At 69.2% G+C, this 16,967-nt stretch carries 17 protein-coding genes; 5 read left to right on the top strand and 12 right to left on the bottom strand.

What is annotated here, in order from left to right:
* Positions 1-7: 7 nt before the first annotated feature.
* A complete protein-coding gene (locus ACI2L1_RS06310; RefSeq protein WP_404738149.1) occupies positions 8-532 on the bottom strand; it encodes a cupin domain-containing protein in 525 nt (174 codons plus the stop codon).
* 141 nt (positions 533-673) lie between these two features.
* Complete coding sequence (locus ACI2L1_RS06305; protein ID WP_404738148.1) at positions 674-1,444, bottom strand: MBL fold metallo-hydrolase; 771 nt, start codon at positions 1,442-1,444, stop codon at positions 674-676.
* A 77-nt stretch (positions 1,445-1,521) separates the two neighbouring features.
* Here ACI2L1_RS06305 and ACI2L1_RS06300 point away from each other — a divergent pair, with 77 nt between their 5' ends.
* Positions 1,522-2,175: a TetR/AcrR family transcriptional regulator gene (locus tag ACI2L1_RS06300; protein WP_404738147.1), complete on the top strand. Its 654-nt coding sequence runs from the start codon at positions 1,522-1,524 to the stop codon at positions 2,173-2,175.
* Positions 2,176-2,648: 473 nt separating this feature from the next.
* On the opposite strand, the gene ACI2L1_RS06295 is transcribed toward ACI2L1_RS06300, so the two are convergent.
* From ACI2L1_RS06295 to ACI2L1_RS06280, 4 genes are all read right to left on the bottom strand, one after another.
* On the bottom strand, positions 2,649-2,900 hold the full coding sequence (locus ACI2L1_RS06295) for an SCO4226 family nickel-binding protein (RefSeq protein ID WP_404738146.1): 252 nt from the start codon (positions 2,898-2,900) through the stop codon (positions 2,649-2,651).
* 142 nt (positions 2,901-3,042) lie between these two features.
* On the bottom strand, positions 3,043-3,219 hold the full coding sequence (locus tag ACI2L1_RS06290; RefSeq protein ID WP_404738145.1) for a hypothetical protein: 177 nt from the start codon (positions 3,217-3,219) through the stop codon (positions 3,043-3,045).
* A 570-nt stretch (positions 3,220-3,789) separates the two neighbouring features.
* Positions 3,790-3,993: a DUF397 domain-containing protein gene (locus ACI2L1_RS06285; RefSeq protein ID WP_404738144.1), complete on the bottom strand. Its 204-nt coding sequence runs from the start codon at positions 3,991-3,993 to the stop codon at positions 3,790-3,792.
* Positions 3,974-4,825, bottom strand: a complete 852-nt coding sequence (locus tag ACI2L1_RS06280; RefSeq protein WP_404738143.1) for a helix-turn-helix domain-containing protein — start codon at positions 4,823-4,825, stop codon at positions 3,974-3,976. Before ACI2L1_RS06280 ends, ACI2L1_RS06285 begins: the two co-directional genes overlap by 20 nt.
* 119 nt (positions 4,826-4,944) lie before the next feature.
* Here ACI2L1_RS06280 and ACI2L1_RS06275 point away from each other — a divergent pair, with 119 nt between their 5' ends.
* Entirely contained in the window at positions 4,945-5,505 is a 561-nt protein-coding gene (locus ACI2L1_RS06275) for an ATP-binding protein (protein ID WP_404738142.1), read from the top strand.
* Positions 5,506-5,589: 84 nt separating this feature from the next.
* Here ACI2L1_RS06275 and ACI2L1_RS06270 read toward each other — a convergent pair whose 3' ends face one another.
* Together ACI2L1_RS06270 and ACI2L1_RS06265 are read right to left on the bottom strand one after the other, a co-directional pair.
* Complete coding sequence (locus ACI2L1_RS06270) at positions 5,590-5,775, bottom strand: hypothetical protein (RefSeq protein ID WP_404738141.1); 186 nt, start codon at positions 5,773-5,775, stop codon at positions 5,590-5,592.
* A gap of 244 nt (positions 5,776-6,019) precedes the next feature.
* Complete coding sequence (locus ACI2L1_RS06265) at positions 6,020-9,139, bottom strand: BTAD domain-containing putative transcriptional regulator (protein ID WP_404738140.1); 3,120 nt, start codon at positions 9,137-9,139, stop codon at positions 6,020-6,022.
* Between the two features lie 199 nt (positions 9,140-9,338).
* Here ACI2L1_RS06265 and ACI2L1_RS06260 point away from each other — a divergent pair, with 199 nt between their 5' ends.
* Entirely contained in the window at positions 9,339-10,574 is a 1,236-nt protein-coding gene (locus ACI2L1_RS06260; protein WP_404738139.1) for an amidohydrolase family protein, read from the top strand.
* A gap of 434 nt (positions 10,575-11,008) precedes the next feature.
* Positions 11,009-11,860 carry an MBL fold metallo-hydrolase gene (locus ACI2L1_RS06255; protein WP_404738138.1) on the top strand — a complete coding sequence of 284 codons (852 nt, stop codon included), beginning with the start codon at positions 11,009-11,011 and terminating at the stop codon, positions 11,858-11,860.
* 198 nt (positions 11,861-12,058) lie between these two features.
* On the opposite strand, the gene ACI2L1_RS06250 is transcribed toward ACI2L1_RS06255, so the two are convergent.
* From ACI2L1_RS06250 to ACI2L1_RS06240, 3 genes are all read right to left on the bottom strand, one after another.
* Positions 12,059-12,406, bottom strand: a complete 348-nt coding sequence (locus ACI2L1_RS06250; RefSeq protein WP_404738137.1) for a DUF6247 family protein — start codon at positions 12,404-12,406, stop codon at positions 12,059-12,061.
* A 29-nt stretch (positions 12,407-12,435) separates the two neighbouring features.
* Entirely contained in the window at positions 12,436-12,672 is a 237-nt protein-coding gene (locus tag ACI2L1_RS06245) for a hypothetical protein (RefSeq protein ID WP_404738136.1), read from the bottom strand.
* Positions 12,673-12,844: 172 nt separating this feature from the next.
* Positions 12,845-13,198 carry a hypothetical protein gene (locus tag ACI2L1_RS06240; protein ID WP_404738135.1) on the bottom strand — a complete coding sequence of 118 codons (354 nt, stop codon included), beginning with the start codon at positions 13,196-13,198 and terminating at the stop codon, positions 12,845-12,847.
* Between the two features lie 158 nt (positions 13,199-13,356).
* On the opposite strand from ACI2L1_RS06240, the gene ACI2L1_RS06235 reads away from it, so the two are divergent.
* Positions 13,357-13,653 (top strand): GntR family transcriptional regulator, encoded by a 297-nt coding sequence (locus ACI2L1_RS06235; RefSeq protein ID WP_404738134.1) that lies wholly within the window; start codon positions 13,357-13,359, stop codon positions 13,651-13,653.
* Between the two features lie 761 nt (positions 13,654-14,414).
* On the opposite strand, the gene ACI2L1_RS06230 is transcribed toward ACI2L1_RS06235, so the two are convergent.
* A partial coding sequence (locus tag ACI2L1_RS06230; protein WP_404738133.1) for an RHS repeat-associated core domain-containing protein occupies positions 14,415-16,967 on the bottom strand: 2,553 nt, incomplete at its 5' end.

The raw sequence follows: 16,967 nt of genomic DNA, 5'->3' as shown, positions 1-16,967 counted from the left end.
GCGTCGATCAGGTCTGGTCGGCGGGAGGAGCCTCGAAGTCCGGGGTCTCGGGCAGGAGGACCAAGTCGATCTCCGGCCGGGAGAGGAGTGGTCCCAGGGCCATGCCGCGTTCCGCCGGCCAGAACTTGGGCTCCTCGCCGGGGACGGGGTCGTCCCCGCCTTCCAGCCACAGCGCCTCGCCTCCACCGGGGGTGAAGAAGGAGATCATGTGCGCCTGTTCGTCGGTGCGGTTGCGGAACCGGTGCCGCGTGCCCCTGGGCACGAAGACGAAGTCACCGGGGTTCGCCGTGAAGGTCTCCTCGCCGTTCAGGAACTCCACCGCACCCGAGATGACGTAGAAGGACTCGTCGGCGACCTTGTGCACGTGCGCGATCGGCCCGCCGCCCGGAGGCAGCCAGCAGTCGGTGAAGCCCAGGATGCCGCCGGTGGAGTCGGCCGGTGCCAGGGTCGAGTAGACGTCGCCGGACATCCACTTGACCACGCCCTTCTCGGCGGGGACATGCATGACGCGTGGGCGGAGGTAGTCCGCCATATCCGTGTCGTGGTTTGACGGTTTCGACGGTGCAGAACTCATGTCTTTTCCTTGGGAAGTCGGAAAGTGAGGTGTACCGATGCACCGGGCGTTGGAGCACGGCCCGGAGGTCTGAGGTGCGGCGCCGCGAGCCGCGCGCGGTCAGCGGACGCCGTACTCGCGTGCCAGCCGGGCGGCGGCCACGATGCCGCCGGTGAAGGGCTCGCCGTGGCCGGGCAGCAGCACGCTCGCCGCCGGCAGTTCGTCGAGCCGGTCGAGGGCGGCGAGCGCGGCGCGGCTGTCGTGGGTGAAGCAGCGGCACACCAGCGTGGGCCCGGTGCGGCCGGAGAACGCGTCCGCGGTGACCAGGGCGTCGCCGGTGAAGAGCAGCCCGCGGTCGGCGAAGAGGTACACGGTGCTGCCGGGCGTGTGTCCGGCCATGACGACGGCCCGCGGGGCGCCCGGAAGGTTCTTCAGCACCAGGTCGGTGTCGAAGACCCGCGCGTCCCGCACGGCGGGAGCGGTGAAGGCTCCGGAGCGGGCCAGCTGGAGGGGGAGGGCGAGCGCGGAGGGCCGGCGCAGCAGGTAGGGGAGCATCGAACGCTCCGGTTTGGCATGACGGTTGGCGCTGCGAGGGCCGTCGCGCAGGATGCCGGCGTCCCGCTCGTGGATCCAGATGTCGGCGCCGGCCTGCTGGAGGGTGTGGGCCAGGCCGGTGTGGTCGAGATGGCCGTGGGTCAGGAGCACGGCACGGATGTCGGCCAGGGGACGGCCGAGGTCTTCCAGCAGCGCGCCGAGCTGTTCCAGGTGTGCGGGCAGCCCCGCGTCGACCAGGACGAGGCCGTCGGGGTCCTCGATCAGGTAGAAGTTGACGCCGTGATCACCGAGGCGATGGACGCCTGGTGCCACCCGCACGGTCGCGGGACGGGACATGAGAGCCTCCGGCAGCGGAGCTGGATGAGCTGGATATATTCGATACAGCGGACTGTAACAGAATGAGGGGTGTGCCGATGGCAGGCGAGACGCCGCGCCGGCCCTATAACTCCGAGCGCCGACGCGAGGCCGCGGGCCGCAACCGTGCCGCGGTGCTGGAGGCCTGCCGCGAGCTGCTCTTCCGGGACGGCTTCCACGCCACGACCATCCGTGCGGTGGCCGAGCGGGCGGGTGTCTCGGCCGAGACGGTGTACAAGTCGTTCGGCGGCAAACCGGGCATGGTCAAGGCCCTGTGGGACATCACGCTGGCCGGCGACGATGAACCGGTGCCGATGGCGGACCGCCCCCAGACCCGCGAGATCCTGCGGACGACGGACCCGGTCGCCAAACTCCGGCTCTACGCCGCCTACGTGCGCGGCATCCACGAACGCGTGGCCGCGCTGTTCGCCCTGCTCACCCAGGCCGGGCCGGACGTCGGGGAGATCCTGGCGACCGCCGAGCGGGAGCGGCTGACCGGCGTGACCGGGTTCGTCACGCACCTCGACGAGACCGGCGTGCTGCGTCCGGGGACGGATCCGGCCCACCTCGCGGACGCCGTCTGGGCGCTGGCCGGACCGCAGCTGTTCACCCAGCTCACCGCGGGACGCGGCTGGTCGGCCGAGGTGTACGAGGAATGGCTGGCCGACACACTCACGGCCACGCTCCTGCCGGTCCCGTCGGGGGAGGGGTGAGCCGTGAGGTCGGGCCGGTCACGGCGGGATGGCGTCGACGTATCCGCCGTCCACGCGCGGGGCGCTTGCTGGGTCGGCGTGAGCCCGCGGCCGGGCGGGCGGAGGTGCGGTCGGCGAGTGTCCGAACTGTACGTTCACCCCGTGTCTGCGGTGTTTTTGGGAGTAGGGCGTGTTTTAGAGGGCGGTACGAGAGCTGGTGTCTGTTTCGCCCTTTCGGGAGGGGTAAGCGAGCTGGCCGCGGCGCCGCCGGGCGGCTACGGCCGCCACTGGGTGAACAAGCCCTGCGACGATGAGCAACGACCAACGACGACAACCAACAACCGCTCAGACGCAGGTCAGTTGGGGCGTGCACCCCTCTGATCAGGGCGGAAAAACGGGCCCGCCGGACCAGGGGGAAGAAGAAGTGGGTTTTGTGAACACGCCCCCTGCCCGCGACCCCGCGGGCAGGGGACCGGGGCTGTGCGCACCATGGCTCACACCATCAGTGGCACCGCATGAATCTCGTCCGGCGTATCAGCGCCCCCGCGCTCGTGCGCGCGGCGGACCGCCTCGGGCGAGGGGCCCTCGCTGAGGCAGTAAACAGTGCCGGACTCAGGGTCTGCCCAGGCGTGTTCGAAGTGGACTCCTTCTTCCCGCTCGCCCGCGGCAGCGGCATCGTGGCCCTGTTGCAGCTGTTCGGCCGTGATGCCCTGCATTCCGTGGTGGATATCCATGAACCGTGTCACGGGCCTCGCACCTCCTTCCGCTTCCCGGAGCGCGCCGACCTGCTCTCCTCCTCCTTCCATACTGCGCCCGAACGGCACGACCAGCACGGCGAGCGTGATTTCGGGAGGGGCAAGCGGGCCGGCCCGCGACGTGGCCGGGCGGCTACGGCCCTGGCTGGGTGAACAAGCCCTGCTCGGTCTCGGCCAGGATTCCGCGCTTGGTCAGCCGCTTGAGCTTCAGGCGGGTGTTGTTGATGTTGTTGGGTGCGATCCCCATGTCCAGTGCCTCGCACACCTGCCGCGCCCGCAGAGGGGCGTCGGCCTCGGTGAACACCGCCATGATCTGCTGGTAGGCCGGACGGTCGGGCAGCTTCGGGGCCGGCGGCGCGGCTGCGGGACGGGCAGCTCCAGCAGTGTCTTGCGGGTGATCCGGACTCCTCGGCGGCCCGGTCGAGTTCGTCCAGGCGCGCGGTCAGCTGCGCGATCTGCTCCCTCGTCGCCTCTCCGCCTGCGCGGCGATCTCCCTCTCCAGCTCCTCCAACCGCGCCAGCACCGCCCCGAGGATCGGCTCCCCGCCCATGATGCGCTGCGCCAGGCCGCAACAGTGGCCCCGGTCAGCTGGCGCAGTATCACCGCGGCCATCGCCCAGTACACCCGTGACTCCGAACTGCGCGGCAGGTGCTCGTAGTCGCTCACCAGCCTGCGGTGCAGCATCAAGATCCCGTAGGCGCGCTCCACGCTCCACCGCTTGGGGATCGGCACGAACCCGGCGTGGGCCTGGTTGCGCTCGACGATCTCCACCTTGATGCCCACCCGGAGCTGGGCGGCCGTGGCACGGTTTCTGGTGATGTCCACGGTGGCAGCCGGATCGCGGCGGGTGGCCGCTCGGGCCGTTGGGAGAAGTCGATCGTCAGCTCTTCAGGGAGGTGACGAAGGCGGTCCAGGACGCTGCCCGGAAGAGCAGTACGGGACCGTCCTGGTCCTTCTTCGAGTCGCGGACGGGGAGGACGCCGGGGACTCCGTCGGCCACCTCGACGCACTCGCCGCCGCTACCGTTGCTGTAGCTGCTCCTGCGCCACAGTGCGGAACTCAGATCACGCTCTGTGTTTGCCATTTTGATAGTCCTTAGCCACTTGATCGACCATGGCCAGGGTCGCCTCCGGGGACAGCGCCGTGGCCCTGAGCAGATCGTACGACCTGCGGTAGTTCTTCACGAGCGCTGGATAGTCGATGAGTTGGCCACTGTGGAGACCCTCCGTGTACACCACGGGTGGCTGGTCAGGGAAGGTCATGACCCTGATCATGCCCATCATCATCGGATGCGCGGCCATCGTTTCCGGCACGATCTGCAGAACGCTCTGAGTGGAACGGATCACGACGGCGATGTGCTCCAGCTGAGCGGCCATCTCTTCGGGTGACAACAGGGGCCGACGGATCACCGACTCGTGGAGGATCGCCCAGAACGCCGGTCGTTCCTCCCGTTTCCAGATTTCCGCGCGTTCCATGCGGGCACGTACCTGCGTGTCAACGGTCTCGGGGGGCAGCCACGGCAGCGACGTCCGTACGACAGCCGTGGCATAGGCGTCGGTCTGGAGCAGGCCGGGCACCAGCGAGGGCGCCCAGTCCTCGATCGTCTCCGCGTGCCGCTCCATCTCCGCCACATCGGCGAAGTACTCCGCATGCCCCGACTGCCGTGCCTTTCGGGCGTCTTCACAGCGCCGCTCGAAAAAGCCGTCCGTGCCCAGGACCTTGTCCACATGCCTCGCCAGATCGGCCGGCATCCGCCGCTCACCCCGCTCGATCTGGCTCAGGAACGGAATGCCCCGGAAGCTGCCCTCCGCCAGCTGCTCCAGCGTCAGCCCCGCCTGCTCCCGTCGGTAGCGCAACTCGGCGCCGTAGAAGGAGGGGACGTTCGCCGAGGCGTCGGGGTCCTTGCGTGAGGGCACAGCTCGTCACCGCCGTTTGCCAGTTGCGCTTGCGTAGTCGAAAACCCTTTTACGGTACGGGACTTCCCGTCAACGTGTGACTGGATCGTCACAGAACGTACTGGAAGGTGTGAGCGACCGTGCCCCCACAACCACCTCACGGCATCTACGACACGACCCCCTGCGTGGAGGAACTGCGGGACGCCCTCGCCGTCCACGGCATCACACTGCCCTCCCTGCGCCCGGCGGGCGTCGTGGTCCTCGGCAGCTGTACCGCCGCGACGGCACGCATGCTGGCGGCGGCGTTGCGGGGAGACGGCCGCGCGGTGACCCCGGCCGGACTCGACCTACGCCTACTCGCCCTCCCTGAGGCCGTGCCGGACCTGCGTCGGGCCGTACGGCGGCATCTAGGGGCCTCCTGTGGCGACATCCAGCTCTGTGTCACGGAGTTGGTCACCAATGTCATCCGTCATGTGGGGGAGGGGACGCCGGTCCGGGTGCGGGTCGCTCGCGTGGGCCGTGACCGTATCCGCGTCGAGGTCACCGATCCCGACGCGCGCGCCCTCCCGGTGCTCCGGCGTGCCGCGGGTGACGACGAGAGCGGTCGCGGACTCGCCCTCCTGGACGCCGTGGCGCTGCGCTGGGGCGTGGAGCAGTGGGCGGAGACCAAGACGGTGTGGTGCGAGCTGCGGCGGGCCTGAACGACCTGCCCCCGGACATGCCTCGGCCGCGACGGCTCCCCCTCCGCGCCGCCGCGGCCGATCCCCGTGCGGGAAAAAGGTCTGTCAGGCTTCCTCGTCCGTGACGTGGATGTTGTCCGTCGTGACCGTGCCCGTGTCCTTGGCGGTGACCGTGAGCGGCTCGTCGGTGACGTGGATGTTGTCCGTGGTGTCCGTGCCGGTGTCGGCGGCGGTCACCGTGGCCGGCTCGTCGGTGACGTGGATGTTGTCGGTGGTGGTCTCGTCGCTCATCTCGTGCTCTCCCCTGGCAGTCGGGTGCGATGGATGGACGGGATCCGCCCGGCGACTCCCCCGAGGGTCGCCGGGCGGATCCCGAAGGCCGGTTCACCATAGGACCCGGCCGTACGCCGTTCCGTCTGCCCCCCGACGCGACGGCCCGACACAGGTGAGAATGTCGGGTCGCGATAAACGAACGATGAACGCCGTCGGCGACCGGTTCCGCAAGGTGGCGTTCCGCTGCGGCGAGCCGCGTGGCTCACGCCACCGCTCGACGCTGCAGCAACCCCCTGACCTCCCCCGCCTCCGGCGCCTGGAGCGCCTCGAAGATGTCGAGGGCCTCATGCCAGCACACCTGGGCCCGGCCGGGCTGGTCGATCGCGTGCAGGGCGCGGCCGAGCACGGTCAGGACGTTGCCGCGCCGCCACTCGCCGCCGATGCCGCGCAGCAGCGTCAGGGCCGTCTCGGCGTTCGTCGCCGCGCGGGCCGGTCGTCCGGCCGTCAGGTCGAGCTCGGCGAGGCGGAAGACGGTCATCCCCTCCCAGAGCCGCTGGCGGCTGTCCTGGAAGACCTGGAGGGCCCGCTGGAGGCACTCCGCCGCCTCCACGAGCTGCCCGCTGCGCAGCAGCGCGAGCGCCAGCGCGTACCGGCCGTTGGCCCCCTTCAGGGCGTGCCCCATGTCGTCGTACATCGCGGTGCCCTGCTCGGCCAGGGCCACCGCGCTGTCCGTGCGGTCGGTCGCGAGGTGGGTGCGGGACAGGTTGCACAGGGCGCTCGCCTCTCCCGAACGGTCGCCCACCGCGCGGAAGTTCTCCACGGCCCGGGTGAAGTGCTCCTCGCTGTCCGCGTACCGGCTCTGGTACATCGCGATCACTCCGGCGATGTTGGAGGACCAGCAGCTGGCCAGCGGATCGTCGGAGGCGGAGGTCAGCTCGCGGGACAGGCCGGCCTCCTCGTCGGCCAGGTCGAAACGGCCGGTGAGGCTGTGGGCGTAGGCCAGGGTGATCAGTGCCCGGGCCTCCGCGCGCGGGTCCTCGACCGCACGCGCGGCCTCGCGCAGCGCCGAGGCGACCGCCTCGTACTCCTTGGAGTTGGCCCCCGACTCCGCGAGGTCCACCGCCGCCCACAGCACGTCGACCGCGCGCCGCATGGTCCCGGCGCGGGCGGACTGCCGTACGCACGCCAGCAGCGACACGGCCTCCGCGTACAGCCAGTCCTGCGCCGCGTGCCGGTCGGCGAAGGCGAGTCCCGGGTACTCGGGCGTGGCCAGGTGGTCCACCAGCCGGTCCCCGGGCCGCTCGATCAGGTACACACCGGCGACGGTCGCCAGGTAGAAGTCCAGGAGCCGGGACATGGCCGCCTCCCGCTCACTCGGCGGCCACTCGTCCCGCTCGGCGCACGCACGCGCGTAGAGCCGTACGAGGTCGTGGAACCGGTAGCGGCCGGGCGCCGCCGACTCCAGCAGCGAGGTGTCGACGAGGGACTCCAGGAGGTCCTCGGTGTCCTCGGCCGGAAGATCGAGTACGGCCGCGGCGGCGGCCAGCGAGATGTCCGGGCCGTCGGCGAGGCCCAGGAGGCGGAAGGCGCGGGCCTGGGCGGGCTCCAGCGCGCCGTAGCCGAGCTCGAAGGTGGCCTTGACCGCGAGGTCGCCGGCCTGGAGTTCGTCGAGGCGGCGGCGTTCGTCGGCGAGCTTGGCCGCGAGGACCGAGACGGTCCAGGTGCGGCGGGCGGCCAGGCGGGAGGCGGCGATGCGGATGGCGAGCGGGAGGAAGCCGCAGGCGGCGACCACGTCCAGGGCGGCCTTGCGCTCGGAGGCGACCCGCTCCTTGCCGACGATCTTGGTGAACAGCTGGAGTGCCTCGTCGGGGGACATGACGTCCAGGTCGACCAGGTGCGCCCCGGCGAGGTCGACCATGCGGACCCGGGAGGTGACCAGGGCCGCGCAGCCCTCCGTGCCCGGCAGCAGGGGCCGTACCTGGGCCGCGTCGCGCGCGTTGTCGAGCAGCACGAGGACCCGGCGGCCGTCCAGGACCGAGCGGTACAGGGCGGCCCGTTCCTGGAGGGAGTCCGGGATCGCCGAGTCGGTGGTGCCGAGGGCTCTGAGGAAGGCGCCCAGGACGGTCTCCGGTTCGGCGGCGCGGGCGCCGGCGCCCTGGAGGTCGACGTACAACTGGCCGTCGGGGAAGGCCGAGCGGGCTTGGTGGGCCACGTGCACGGCGAGGGTGGTCTTGCCGACGCCGCCGATGCCGGCCAGCGCGGAGACCGCCATCACGCGGCCCTCGGAGCCGGAGGCGAGCTCCTCGCTCAGTTCGGTGACGAAGGACGCGCGGCCGGTGAAGTCCGGGACAGTGGCCGGGAGTTGGGCGGGCCGAACCGGGGCGACGACCGGTTCGGGCCGCGGGGAGGAGGGTACCGCGAGGCCGGGGTCCGCCTGGAGGATGCGCTGCTGGAGTTCGCGCAGGCCGGGGCGGGGGTCGACGCCGAGTTCGTCGGCGAGGAGGCGGCGGGTGTCGGCGTAGACCGCGAGGGCCTCCGCCTGGCGGCCGCTGCGGTACAGGGCGAGCATGAGGAGTTCCCTGAGCCGCTCGCGCAGGGGGTGTTCGGCGGTCAGGGCGGTGAGTTCGGAGACGGCCTCCGCGTGGCAGCCCTGCTCCAGGTCCATGTCGAGGCGGGATTCCAGGAGTTGCAGCCGCCACTCCTCCAGACGTACGCGCTGTGCCTCGGCGTACGGCCCCGGGACGCCCGCGAGCACCTCGCCGTCCCACAGGTTCAGTGCCCGGGTCAGGACGTCCCGCGCGTGGCACAGATCCCCGGCGGTCTTGGCCTTCTCCGCCTCGGTCGCCAGTTCCTGGGCGGCGGCCAGGTCCAGGGCGTCCTCGCGCAGTCCGCGGATCGCGTAGCCGCCGGACTCGCTGACCAGGACGCCCGCGTCGAGGATCTTCCGCAGCCGGGAGGCGTAGGTGCGCACCGCGGCCAGGGCCTGGTCCGGCGGCTCCTCGCCCCACAGAGCGGAGATCAGCTCGGCGGCGGTCGCGGTACGGCCCTCGCGCAGCAGCAGGGCGGCGAGCAGGGCGCGTTGCTGGGGCGAGCCGGTGTTCAGCAGCGCCTCGCCGCGCCGGGCGCGCACGGGACCGAGCACGAAGAAGCGCAGCGGAGCGGACCCCGCGTCCATGGCCGGGGAGCCGACGCCCGCCGTGACCCCCGCCGGGGAGCCTGCGTCCACTGCGACCCGCGCCGGGGAGCCTGCGTCCACCGCGCCCCCCGCCACGGAACCCGCGTCCACCGCAACCCCCGCCACGGAGCCGGAGCCCGCGTCCTCCCCGGCTCCCGCCGAGGAGCCGGGTCGCCTCTGCTCCGGCACCCGCGGTACACCGTCCATCGCCGTCCCCCTTGGGCCTGTTTGCAACCCCGTCAGTCTGCCTTGTCCATGGCGGATGCGTCAGCTGTGGAGAGCGTGATCACAGGAGGGCGCGCGGGATATCACAAGGCCCTCACGCGCTCTCCGCACACTTCCGCACACGAGCGACCATGACCGGGCCCCGTCCGCGGAGCTGACGGCCCGTCAGATCGGCGCTACCGTGAGCGCCATGGAGACCACGACGGCACTTCCGAAGATCATCTCCGTCGACGACCACACGGTGGAGCCCGCCGACGTCTGGCAGAACCGGCTTCCGAAGAAGTACCTGGACACCGGGCCCCGCATAGTCCGCGCCCCGCTGAAGGAGATCAGCTTCCTCGGCGGCCGCTTCAAGCCAGTGATGGGCGCCCCGGGCGACGAGGGCCCGCTCGGCGACTGGTGGCTGTACGAGGAACTCCAGCGCCCCCTCACCCGCCTCGACACGGCGGTCGGCTACAGCAGGGACGAGATCAAGCTGGAGGTCATCACGTACGAACAGATGCGCCCAGGCTCCTACGACGTCCCCCAGCGCCTCGCCGACATGGACGTCAACCACGTCCAGTCCGCGGTCTGCTTCCCGACCTTCCCGCGCTTCTGCGGCCAGACCTTCACCGAGGCCAAGGACCACGAGCTGGGACTGCTGTGCGTCCAGGCGTACAACGACTGGATGGTGGAGGAGTGGTGCGGCCCGCAGGCGCAGGGACGCCTGATACCCCTCACCCTCATCCCCCTCTGGGACGCGGAGTTGGCGGCAGCCGAGGTCCGCCGCAACGCCGCCCGCGGCGTGCGGGCCGTCGCCTTCTCCGAGATACCCCCGCACCTGGGACTGCCCTCCGTCCACTCCGACGACTGGGACCCCTTCCTCGCCGCCTGCGACGAGACCGGCACGGTCGTCGCGATGCACATCGGCTCCAGCAGCCGTATGCCCTCCACATCCAAGGACGCCCCGCCGGCGGTCGGTTCGACCATCACCTTCGCCAACTGCTGCTTCTCGATGGTCGACTGGCTGATGAGCGGCAAGTTCGAACGCTTCCCGGGCCTCAAGGTCATGTACGCCGAGGGCCAGATCGGCTGGATCCCCTACATCCTGGAGCGCGCCGACGTCGTCTGGGAGGAGAACCGCGGCTGGGGCGGCGTCGCCGACAAGGTCCACCGCCCGCCGTCCGAACTCTTCACCGAGCACGTCTACGGCTGCTTCTTCGACGACGCGTTCGGCCTGCGGAACCTCGACGCGATCGGCGTCGGCAACGTCCTGTACGAGACCGACTACCCGCACTCCGACTCCACCTGGCCGAAGTCGAGGGAGGTCGGGGAGGCGCAGATGGGGCATCTGGACGCCGAGGTGGTGGAACGGATCGTCCGAGGCAACGCCATCGACCTGCTGGGTCTGACCCCGGAGGGACTGTGGGCCCCCTAGCCTCGCGCTTCATGGGTGCACTCGTCCATACCTTGATCAAATAAGCGGAGAGTGCTTCTGACCTGCAACGCCGCCGCCCAGCTCGTCACCACCGGCCGCCACCGGCTCCGCATCACGACCCGATGGCCCTGGATCGACGAGATCACCCGCGCAATCGACCGGCTCAACGCCTTGCCGCGCCCCGGCCGACCAGCCCCTCCGACCGCCCCAACGATCCGCACCACCACACCGGGAAGTGGAACCCGGCGCCCACCCGACGCGACAACCGGGCCGTCAACCTGCCCCAGCCTCGAAAGGACCGCACCTCGCAAACACAGAGTCCCCGTCAGCACACCAACGAGGACTCATGGACGTTCTGCGTTTGACGATGGCCCGCCCCGGGGCTGCACTGGATTCATGGATGCTGCGGCGACTCCGCCCTAGGGAGAGCAGCGATGACAACCATGGAAACGTTCAACCTTCTGCAGCCGTACAAGATCGCCGAGGAGACGTTCGTCATCCCGTGGGCCCTCGATGCCCCACCGGTCGGCCACTTCCCGATGAACTCGATGGTGATCCGGGGAGCGGAACCGGTCCTCGTGGACACCGGGGCGCCCGCAGTGCGCTCCCAGTGGCTAGAGGCAGCCTGGTCCGTCGTGGATCCCCTGGACGTGCGGTGGATCTTCCTCACCCACGACGACCGCGACCACGCCGGCAACCTCCTGGCGGTCCTCGCCGAATGCCCGAACGCGACCCTGCTGACGACATGGTTCTCCATCGGCCGCATGGCCGAGGAGTGGGAGACCCCCATCAACCGGTGCCGCTTCATGACCGACGGCGACACGATCGACGCGGGCGACCGCATCCTGTTCGCCAAACGACCGCCCCTATACGACAACCCCACAACCCGCGCCCTCTTCGACCCGAAGACCAACGTCCTGTGGGCCGTCGACACCTTTGCCACGAACGTACCCACCCCGATCCCGGACGTAGCGGCGTTGTCCGCGGACGAATTCCGCGACGGCCAGTTCTTCGGCGGACGGCTGGTCTCTCCCTGGGTCGCGTTGCTGGACACCCAGAAGTTCCGGAGGGTCGTGGACGACTTCCAACGCCTGAACGCCGAGGTCATCGCCGGCTGCCATTCCCCGGTCCTCCGCGGCCCCAAGATCTCCGAGGCCTACGACCTCCTCCGCCAGCTCCCCGAGATCCCCCCGTGGGCAGAGTTCACCCAGGCCGACCTGGACCAGTGGATGGCTGCCGCCGAGAGCTCGGTACCACCGGAACAACCGCGACCGTCGGGGACGTGATGGGGGCCATGGCCCCAGGCTGCTTCCTTACGCCGCCGCGATGAAAGGCGGAGGCTAGGGAACTGGACTGAACCGGCTCGACCTTCATTCCGTCGGGGAAGCCGGCCTTCCGCACGTTCTCCGGCAGCGCGTCACGAGCTGCCTGGGCTTTGAGCGTCCAGTCCATCTGCCACGGCGGACCCATGAATCCGTTGTCGGTCACCGGCCGGGCTCCAGCCGCCTCACCTGGTAGCGGATATTGGATGCTTCTTCGAGGAGCGCCTTGGCCTCGGCGATGTCGGTGGACTCCGCAGCACGGTGATGGAGATCCCTCATGTGGGCGTCCAGCTTCGGATCGCGTGCGATGGCGTACTCCCCCCACCAGCGGGCCATGAACGCGGGCACCGTGCTGATGTCGTAGGCGTCCGCGACAGCCCACTTCCAGTGCCGGTCGAAATCGGAAAGGAGCTGCGGGGCGTGCTCGGCGATGGCCTCTCGCAGGGCCTTCGGGGTGCGCTCGGGCATGGGAGGGACGGCCGGTGTTGGTTCGGCGGCGTGGGCTGTCATGACCGATGAAGTCCTTCGACGCGTCGTCGCTACGACCATAGTCCGCTCCTCGTGTTCTGTGCGGCCTGTCCATAGCCGGTCTCCGGGTGCTGTTCTGCTACGCCTGCCACGTCGCCCCCGGCCCCCGGCGCGGGCAGACGCAGCCCCCGGGACTCCGCGACGCGCAGGGCATCGGTCAGGCACTCGGCGAGGCGGAGACGGACGTAGCGGACCTCGGTGTATGGCGAGGCCGGATCGTCCAGCACGGTGCGGGCGAGGCCGAGCACGTCGGTGCCGGTGGCGAGCTGGGCGGCCTCGAGGTCATCTGCGAGCCGGGAGAGACGGCTGGTGTGGTTGTCGGCGACCAGGAAGCAGGGCTTGCCGTCGGGGGACGGCCAGGGGAGGAGCCGGGGCGCGGGCGCGCAGCCGGGTACGAGGGTGCCATCAAGACGTGTTCCATCAGGCGGCCACCTTCTGCGCGCCGATCACATGCGGGTCCAGGTCGATCCCGAAGTCGGCAGCGAGCACGAGAGCGAGGCGACGGCGCTGCTGAAGCGCGGCTTCCTCTTCGTGGGCGGCGAGATAGGGACGGACGAGGGCGGAGTCGCTGCCGTCGAGGGAAGTGAGGAGACCGTACGAGGAGCGGGGCAGGGGGAGCTGCGGCGAGCGCGGGGCGTGCGGGGAGGAGGGGTGGCGTACGGCGGTGAGGTGCAGGCAGAGGTAGGGGCGGTGGTGGGGGCGGCGCCGTTTCCCGGTGCCGGGGGAGAGGAAGAGGCGCAGCCAGTGGAGGGCGCGGGGGATAAGGTCGAGCATGTCGACGCTCCTTGTAAGCGTTGGCCGTTCCCCGGGAGGTCTAGCCACCTCGCCGGGGTCTTTACGCCTTCGAAGCTACACCTGTATGTAGACCTCTGCATACAAGTGCAGAGGGATCCACACGATCGGGCAGGTCACTGCCGCTCTACGTTGGACGTATGAGCGATACGGAAGAGCCAGACACCACGCTGGATCCGATGAGCGCGAGACCGCTCTACGTGCAGTTGGCCGACGCCGTCGCCAGGAAGATCGCGACCGGGGAGTTGGCGCCGGACAGGCCGATCCCCTCCGAGAACCACCTTGCCGAGGAGTACGGTGTGGCACGGCTCACCGCACGCCGTGCCGCGCAGGAACTTCGCGAGCGGGGCCTGATCGTCACGGTGCGTGGCAAGGGATCGTTCGTCGTCGAGCGTCCGACTGGCCACGCGGCCGACGAAGGCGAACCGGAGGCCTGAAGAGGGTGCACGTCCTTGTCGACCTACCCCATCCACCGCCCGGCCGGCATTCCGCCCCTCCGCGGCCTGGGCATGTTTCGTGGCGGGAGGGCGTCATGAGATGCCCTTGTCCAGGCCCTGCAAAGCCCTCAACTCTCGTGCCAGTTGAGTGAATTGAGCGTCGAGATTTCCCCGCGAGACAACTTCAAGAGGGCGTCGACGACGCCCTGCCAGGATTCAAGCGTGAGTTCGCGCGGCCCAACTTCGTCGTCATTAACGTTTTCCCACACCAGATTCTTGGCCGGGTAGACGCTCGGGGGGACCAGCCGGACTCGTGGACCAGCGATACATCAAAGTGCTCAATTATCTCCCTATGGCATCGAGGTCGTACGGCCACTTTCATGCTGAATGGGACTCATGAAATGCAGAGAACGCCGACCCGGGAGGTATTTCAGGGTGACCTCACCGAGAGAACATGTTCATCCAGAATAGAATTCGTTCCTCTTGGTCATCCGTGAGAAACATCTCGTACCCCCCCGTATCTCCAGTTACCCCTACCATTATCAACTGTTCATCTGGCGACTCCTCCAAGAACGACACCAATCTCTGGGTCTGTTGCCTCAAGGGCGACCCTTCCTTGGCTCTGCGCAAACGACGGAGGTAAGAGTGAAGGAGATCGGCACGGGCGACAGCCCCAGTTTGAATGCTCCAGCCCTCGCCTGTCGCTCGCATGACATCCGTCGGGCACTTGCCATCCCGAACCGCATTTACGAGCAACTCCTCTAGCCTGGCCTTTTCCATGGTCCTCCATTGATGCTGATTTCAGCGCCGTGCACTGGTCCGCGGATCGTGACTTCTGCTTCATCGTAGGGGTAGGAGATGCCTGGGACGCGAAAGTACCCAGATCCATCTCCGTTCGGTATGCGCAAGACCACGCCAGGGCCATTTCCTCGATAGCTCTCCTCTAGTGCCATACCCTCATAGTCCGTAGACCATGAAGTGAACTCGCTGTTTGTGTTTCCGCCGACATGAAGCTGTGGATCTGAGTGGCCGCCAAGAGGTTCAGCTCGCCCTTGCAGCGCGTTCTCGTACATTCGCCGCCACGCTTCGGGGCTATTTGCGTCAGCATAACCGATGCCTCGATAAAGGTGCGGCTCATCTTCTGGATTCCAACTGCCTCCACTCTCACACGGTGTGAGCCCAAGGGGATCAATCCATGAATTTGGGTTGTGAACGTAGGCGGAGGGGTTGGGGGCGGGGGTGAGGCCCAGGGGGTCGGGGGTGGCGTAGCGGGCTGTTTCGGGGTCGTAGTGGCGGAAGTGGTTGTAGTGCAGACCGGTTTCGGGGTCGTAGTACTGGCCAGGGAACCGAAGTGGGGTGTACGCCGTGCTGTCCGTGGCCCAAGCCGTCGTGCCCCACAAGGTGCTGCGCGTGCGCCACGCTATGTCGCCGGTCTCGTCGATCAGTTCGGTCGGGGTGCCGACAAGGTCGGTGACGATGGCGAAGAAGCGGGAGTCGATTTCGTCCTGGGGAGCGTCGGCTGCTGTGATGCGTTCCGTCTGGGCGATCGGGTGCAGGCCCTGGTGGTCCCAGGTGAGGGTGACCGGGCGGGGCAGGTCCGTGGACGTTGTGGTTTGTTCGCAGAGGGTGGTGCCGTCCCAGGTGAAGTCGACCTGTTCCAGGACCGATTCTCTGTCTGGGGCAAGGCGTTGTTTGGCGATGCGGCGGCCCAGCGGGTCGTAGCGGTAGCGCCAACGCGTGCCGTCCGGTGTTGTCACCGCCGTGAGGCGGTCTTCCGCGTCCCACTCGTAGCGCCAGGTGTCCGGCTTGCGGGACAGGCGGGTTTTCTGGCGGAGGGTGATGCGGCCGGCTTCGTCGTGTTCGTAGCGGACGTTGCCTGCGCGGGTGATGCGGGTGCCTGCGTACTCGCGGGTGCCGACCGACTCGCTGTTCGGGTGCGCGGTTGGCCAGGAGGCCGAGGTCTGGTTGCCCGCCTCGTCGTACGCGTACGTCTCCGTCCAGTTCGCCGCGTGCACCGCCGTCACCCGGCCCGCCGCGTCCAGGTCGAAGTGGCGGGTGCCGTTGAGGTGGTCGTCGATGGCGGTGAGGTTGCCGTCGGCCTGGTAGGTGTACGCGCGGTGCTGGAGGTGGTTGCCGGTGGGGCCGATGAGGTTCTGTTTTGTCAGGCGGCCCATCGGGTCGAAGGTGTGGGTGAGGGTCACCGACTCGCCTATGTGGCGGGTCAGTTCGCGGCCTGCCTCGTCGTGGGTGAAGGTGAGGGTGCGGCCCGACGCCACCATGCCGGTGCGGTTGCCCGACGCGTCGTACGACCATGTCGTCGTCGCGCCGGTGGGGGTGGTTCGGCTTGTGCGGCGGCCCAGTACGTCGTAGGTGTGGGTGAGAGAGCGGTCGTTGACCGTTTCCGACAGGACGCGGCCCGCCTCGTCCCGGTGCAGCCTCAGGACCGCGTCCGGGACCGTCGCCTCGGCAAGGTCGCCGGTCATGCCGTACGTGTATGACGTCACCACGCCCGCCGCGTCCTTGTGTACCACCCGGCCCAGCACATCCCGCTCAAAGCGGATGCTCTGCCCCAACGTGGTGGTCTTCGAGGTCAGTTGGCCCGCCGGGTCATGTGTGTAGGTCAGCGTGCGGTCGTCGAAGTCCGTCTCCGAGACCAGGCGGCCCGCCGGGTCGTACTCGTAACTCCACGTCAGGTCCTGCGGGTTGGTGACCTTCGTCAGGCGCAGTTCCGTGTCGTGGTCGAACTCGTAGCGGACGCCGTCCGGGCCCGTGCGGGCCGCCAGCAGGTCGAAGTGGGTGTACTCGAAGCGGGACACCGCACCCAACGCGTCCGTGTGAGCAACACAGTTGCCCTCGCCGTCGTACGTCCAGGATTCCGCCGTGCCGTCCGCCGCGATACGGCGGGACAGGCGGCCCTCCACCGTCCACTCCAGGTGCGTCACCGAACCGAGGGGGTCGGTGACCGTCACCGGGCGGCCGAAGGCGTCTCGTTCGTAGCGGGTCACCGCGCCCAGCGGGTCGGTGATCTGCAGGGGCAGGCCTACCGCATCACAGCGCACCCGGGTGGTGTGGCCGAGGGCATTGGTGACAGATGCCAGGTGGCCGCGGTCGTCATAGGTGAAGCGAGTCGTTGCCCCGGAGGCGTCGGTCACCGCCGTGCGGTTGCCGAACGCATCGAATTCCTGGGTGACGTGGGTGCCGTCGGCGCCGGTCACGGCCACCGGCAGGCCCGCCTCGTTGTAGGCGATGCTGGTGTAGCGGCCGTCCGGGCGGATCGCCAGGACCGTGCGGCCCGCCTCGTCGTAGGCGTAGCT

This window comes from Streptomyces sp. NPDC019531, from assembly GCF_044903305.1.
Taxonomy (GTDB): Bacteria; Actinomycetota; Actinomycetes; order Streptomycetales; family Streptomycetaceae; genus Streptomyces.
This window is presented reverse-complemented; position numbering and strand designations above follow the sequence as displayed.

What these genes read in the sequence shown, in the direction of transcription:
- ACI2L1_RS06310 (WP_404738149.1), bottom strand. Translation starts at nt 532, where the DNA reads ATGGCGGACTACCTCCGCCCACGCGTCATGCATGTCCCCGCCGAGAAG.
- ACI2L1_RS06305 (WP_404738148.1), bottom strand. Translation starts at nt 1,444, where the DNA reads ATGTCCCGTCCCGCGACCGTGCGGGTGGCACCAGGCGTCCATCGCCTC.
- ACI2L1_RS06300 (WP_404738147.1), top strand. Translation starts at nt 1,522, where the DNA reads ATGGCAGGCGAGACGCCGCGCCGGCCCTATAACTCCGAGCGCCGACGC.
- ACI2L1_RS06290 (WP_404738145.1), bottom strand. Translation starts at nt 3,219, where the DNA reads ATGGCGGTGTTCACCGAGGCCGACGCCCCTCTGCGGGCGCGGCAGGTG.
- ACI2L1_RS06285 (WP_404738144.1), bottom strand. Translation starts at nt 3,993, where the DNA reads ATGGCAAACACAGAGCGTGATCTGAGTTCCGCACTGTGGCGCAGGAGC.
- ACI2L1_RS06270 (WP_404738141.1), bottom strand. Translation starts at nt 5,775, where the DNA reads ATGAGCGACGAGACCACCACCGACAACATCCACGTCACCGACGAGCCG.
- ACI2L1_RS06265 (WP_404738140.1), bottom strand. Translation starts at nt 9,139, where the DNA reads ATGGACGGTGTACCGCGGGTGCCGGAGCAGAGGCGACCCGGCTCCTCG.
- ACI2L1_RS06255 (WP_404738138.1), top strand. Translation starts at nt 11,009, where the DNA reads ATGACAACCATGGAAACGTTCAACCTTCTGCAGCCGTACAAGATCGCC.
- ACI2L1_RS06250 (WP_404738137.1), bottom strand. Translation starts at nt 12,406, where the DNA reads ATGACAGCCCACGCCGCCGAACCAACACCGGCCGTCCCTCCCATGCCC.
- ACI2L1_RS06240 (WP_404738135.1), bottom strand. Translation starts at nt 13,198, where the DNA reads ATGCTCGACCTTATCCCCCGCGCCCTCCACTGGCTGCGCCTCTTCCTC.
- ACI2L1_RS06235 (WP_404738134.1), top strand. Translation starts at nt 13,357, where the DNA reads ATGAGCGATACGGAAGAGCCAGACACCACGCTGGATCCGATGAGCGCG.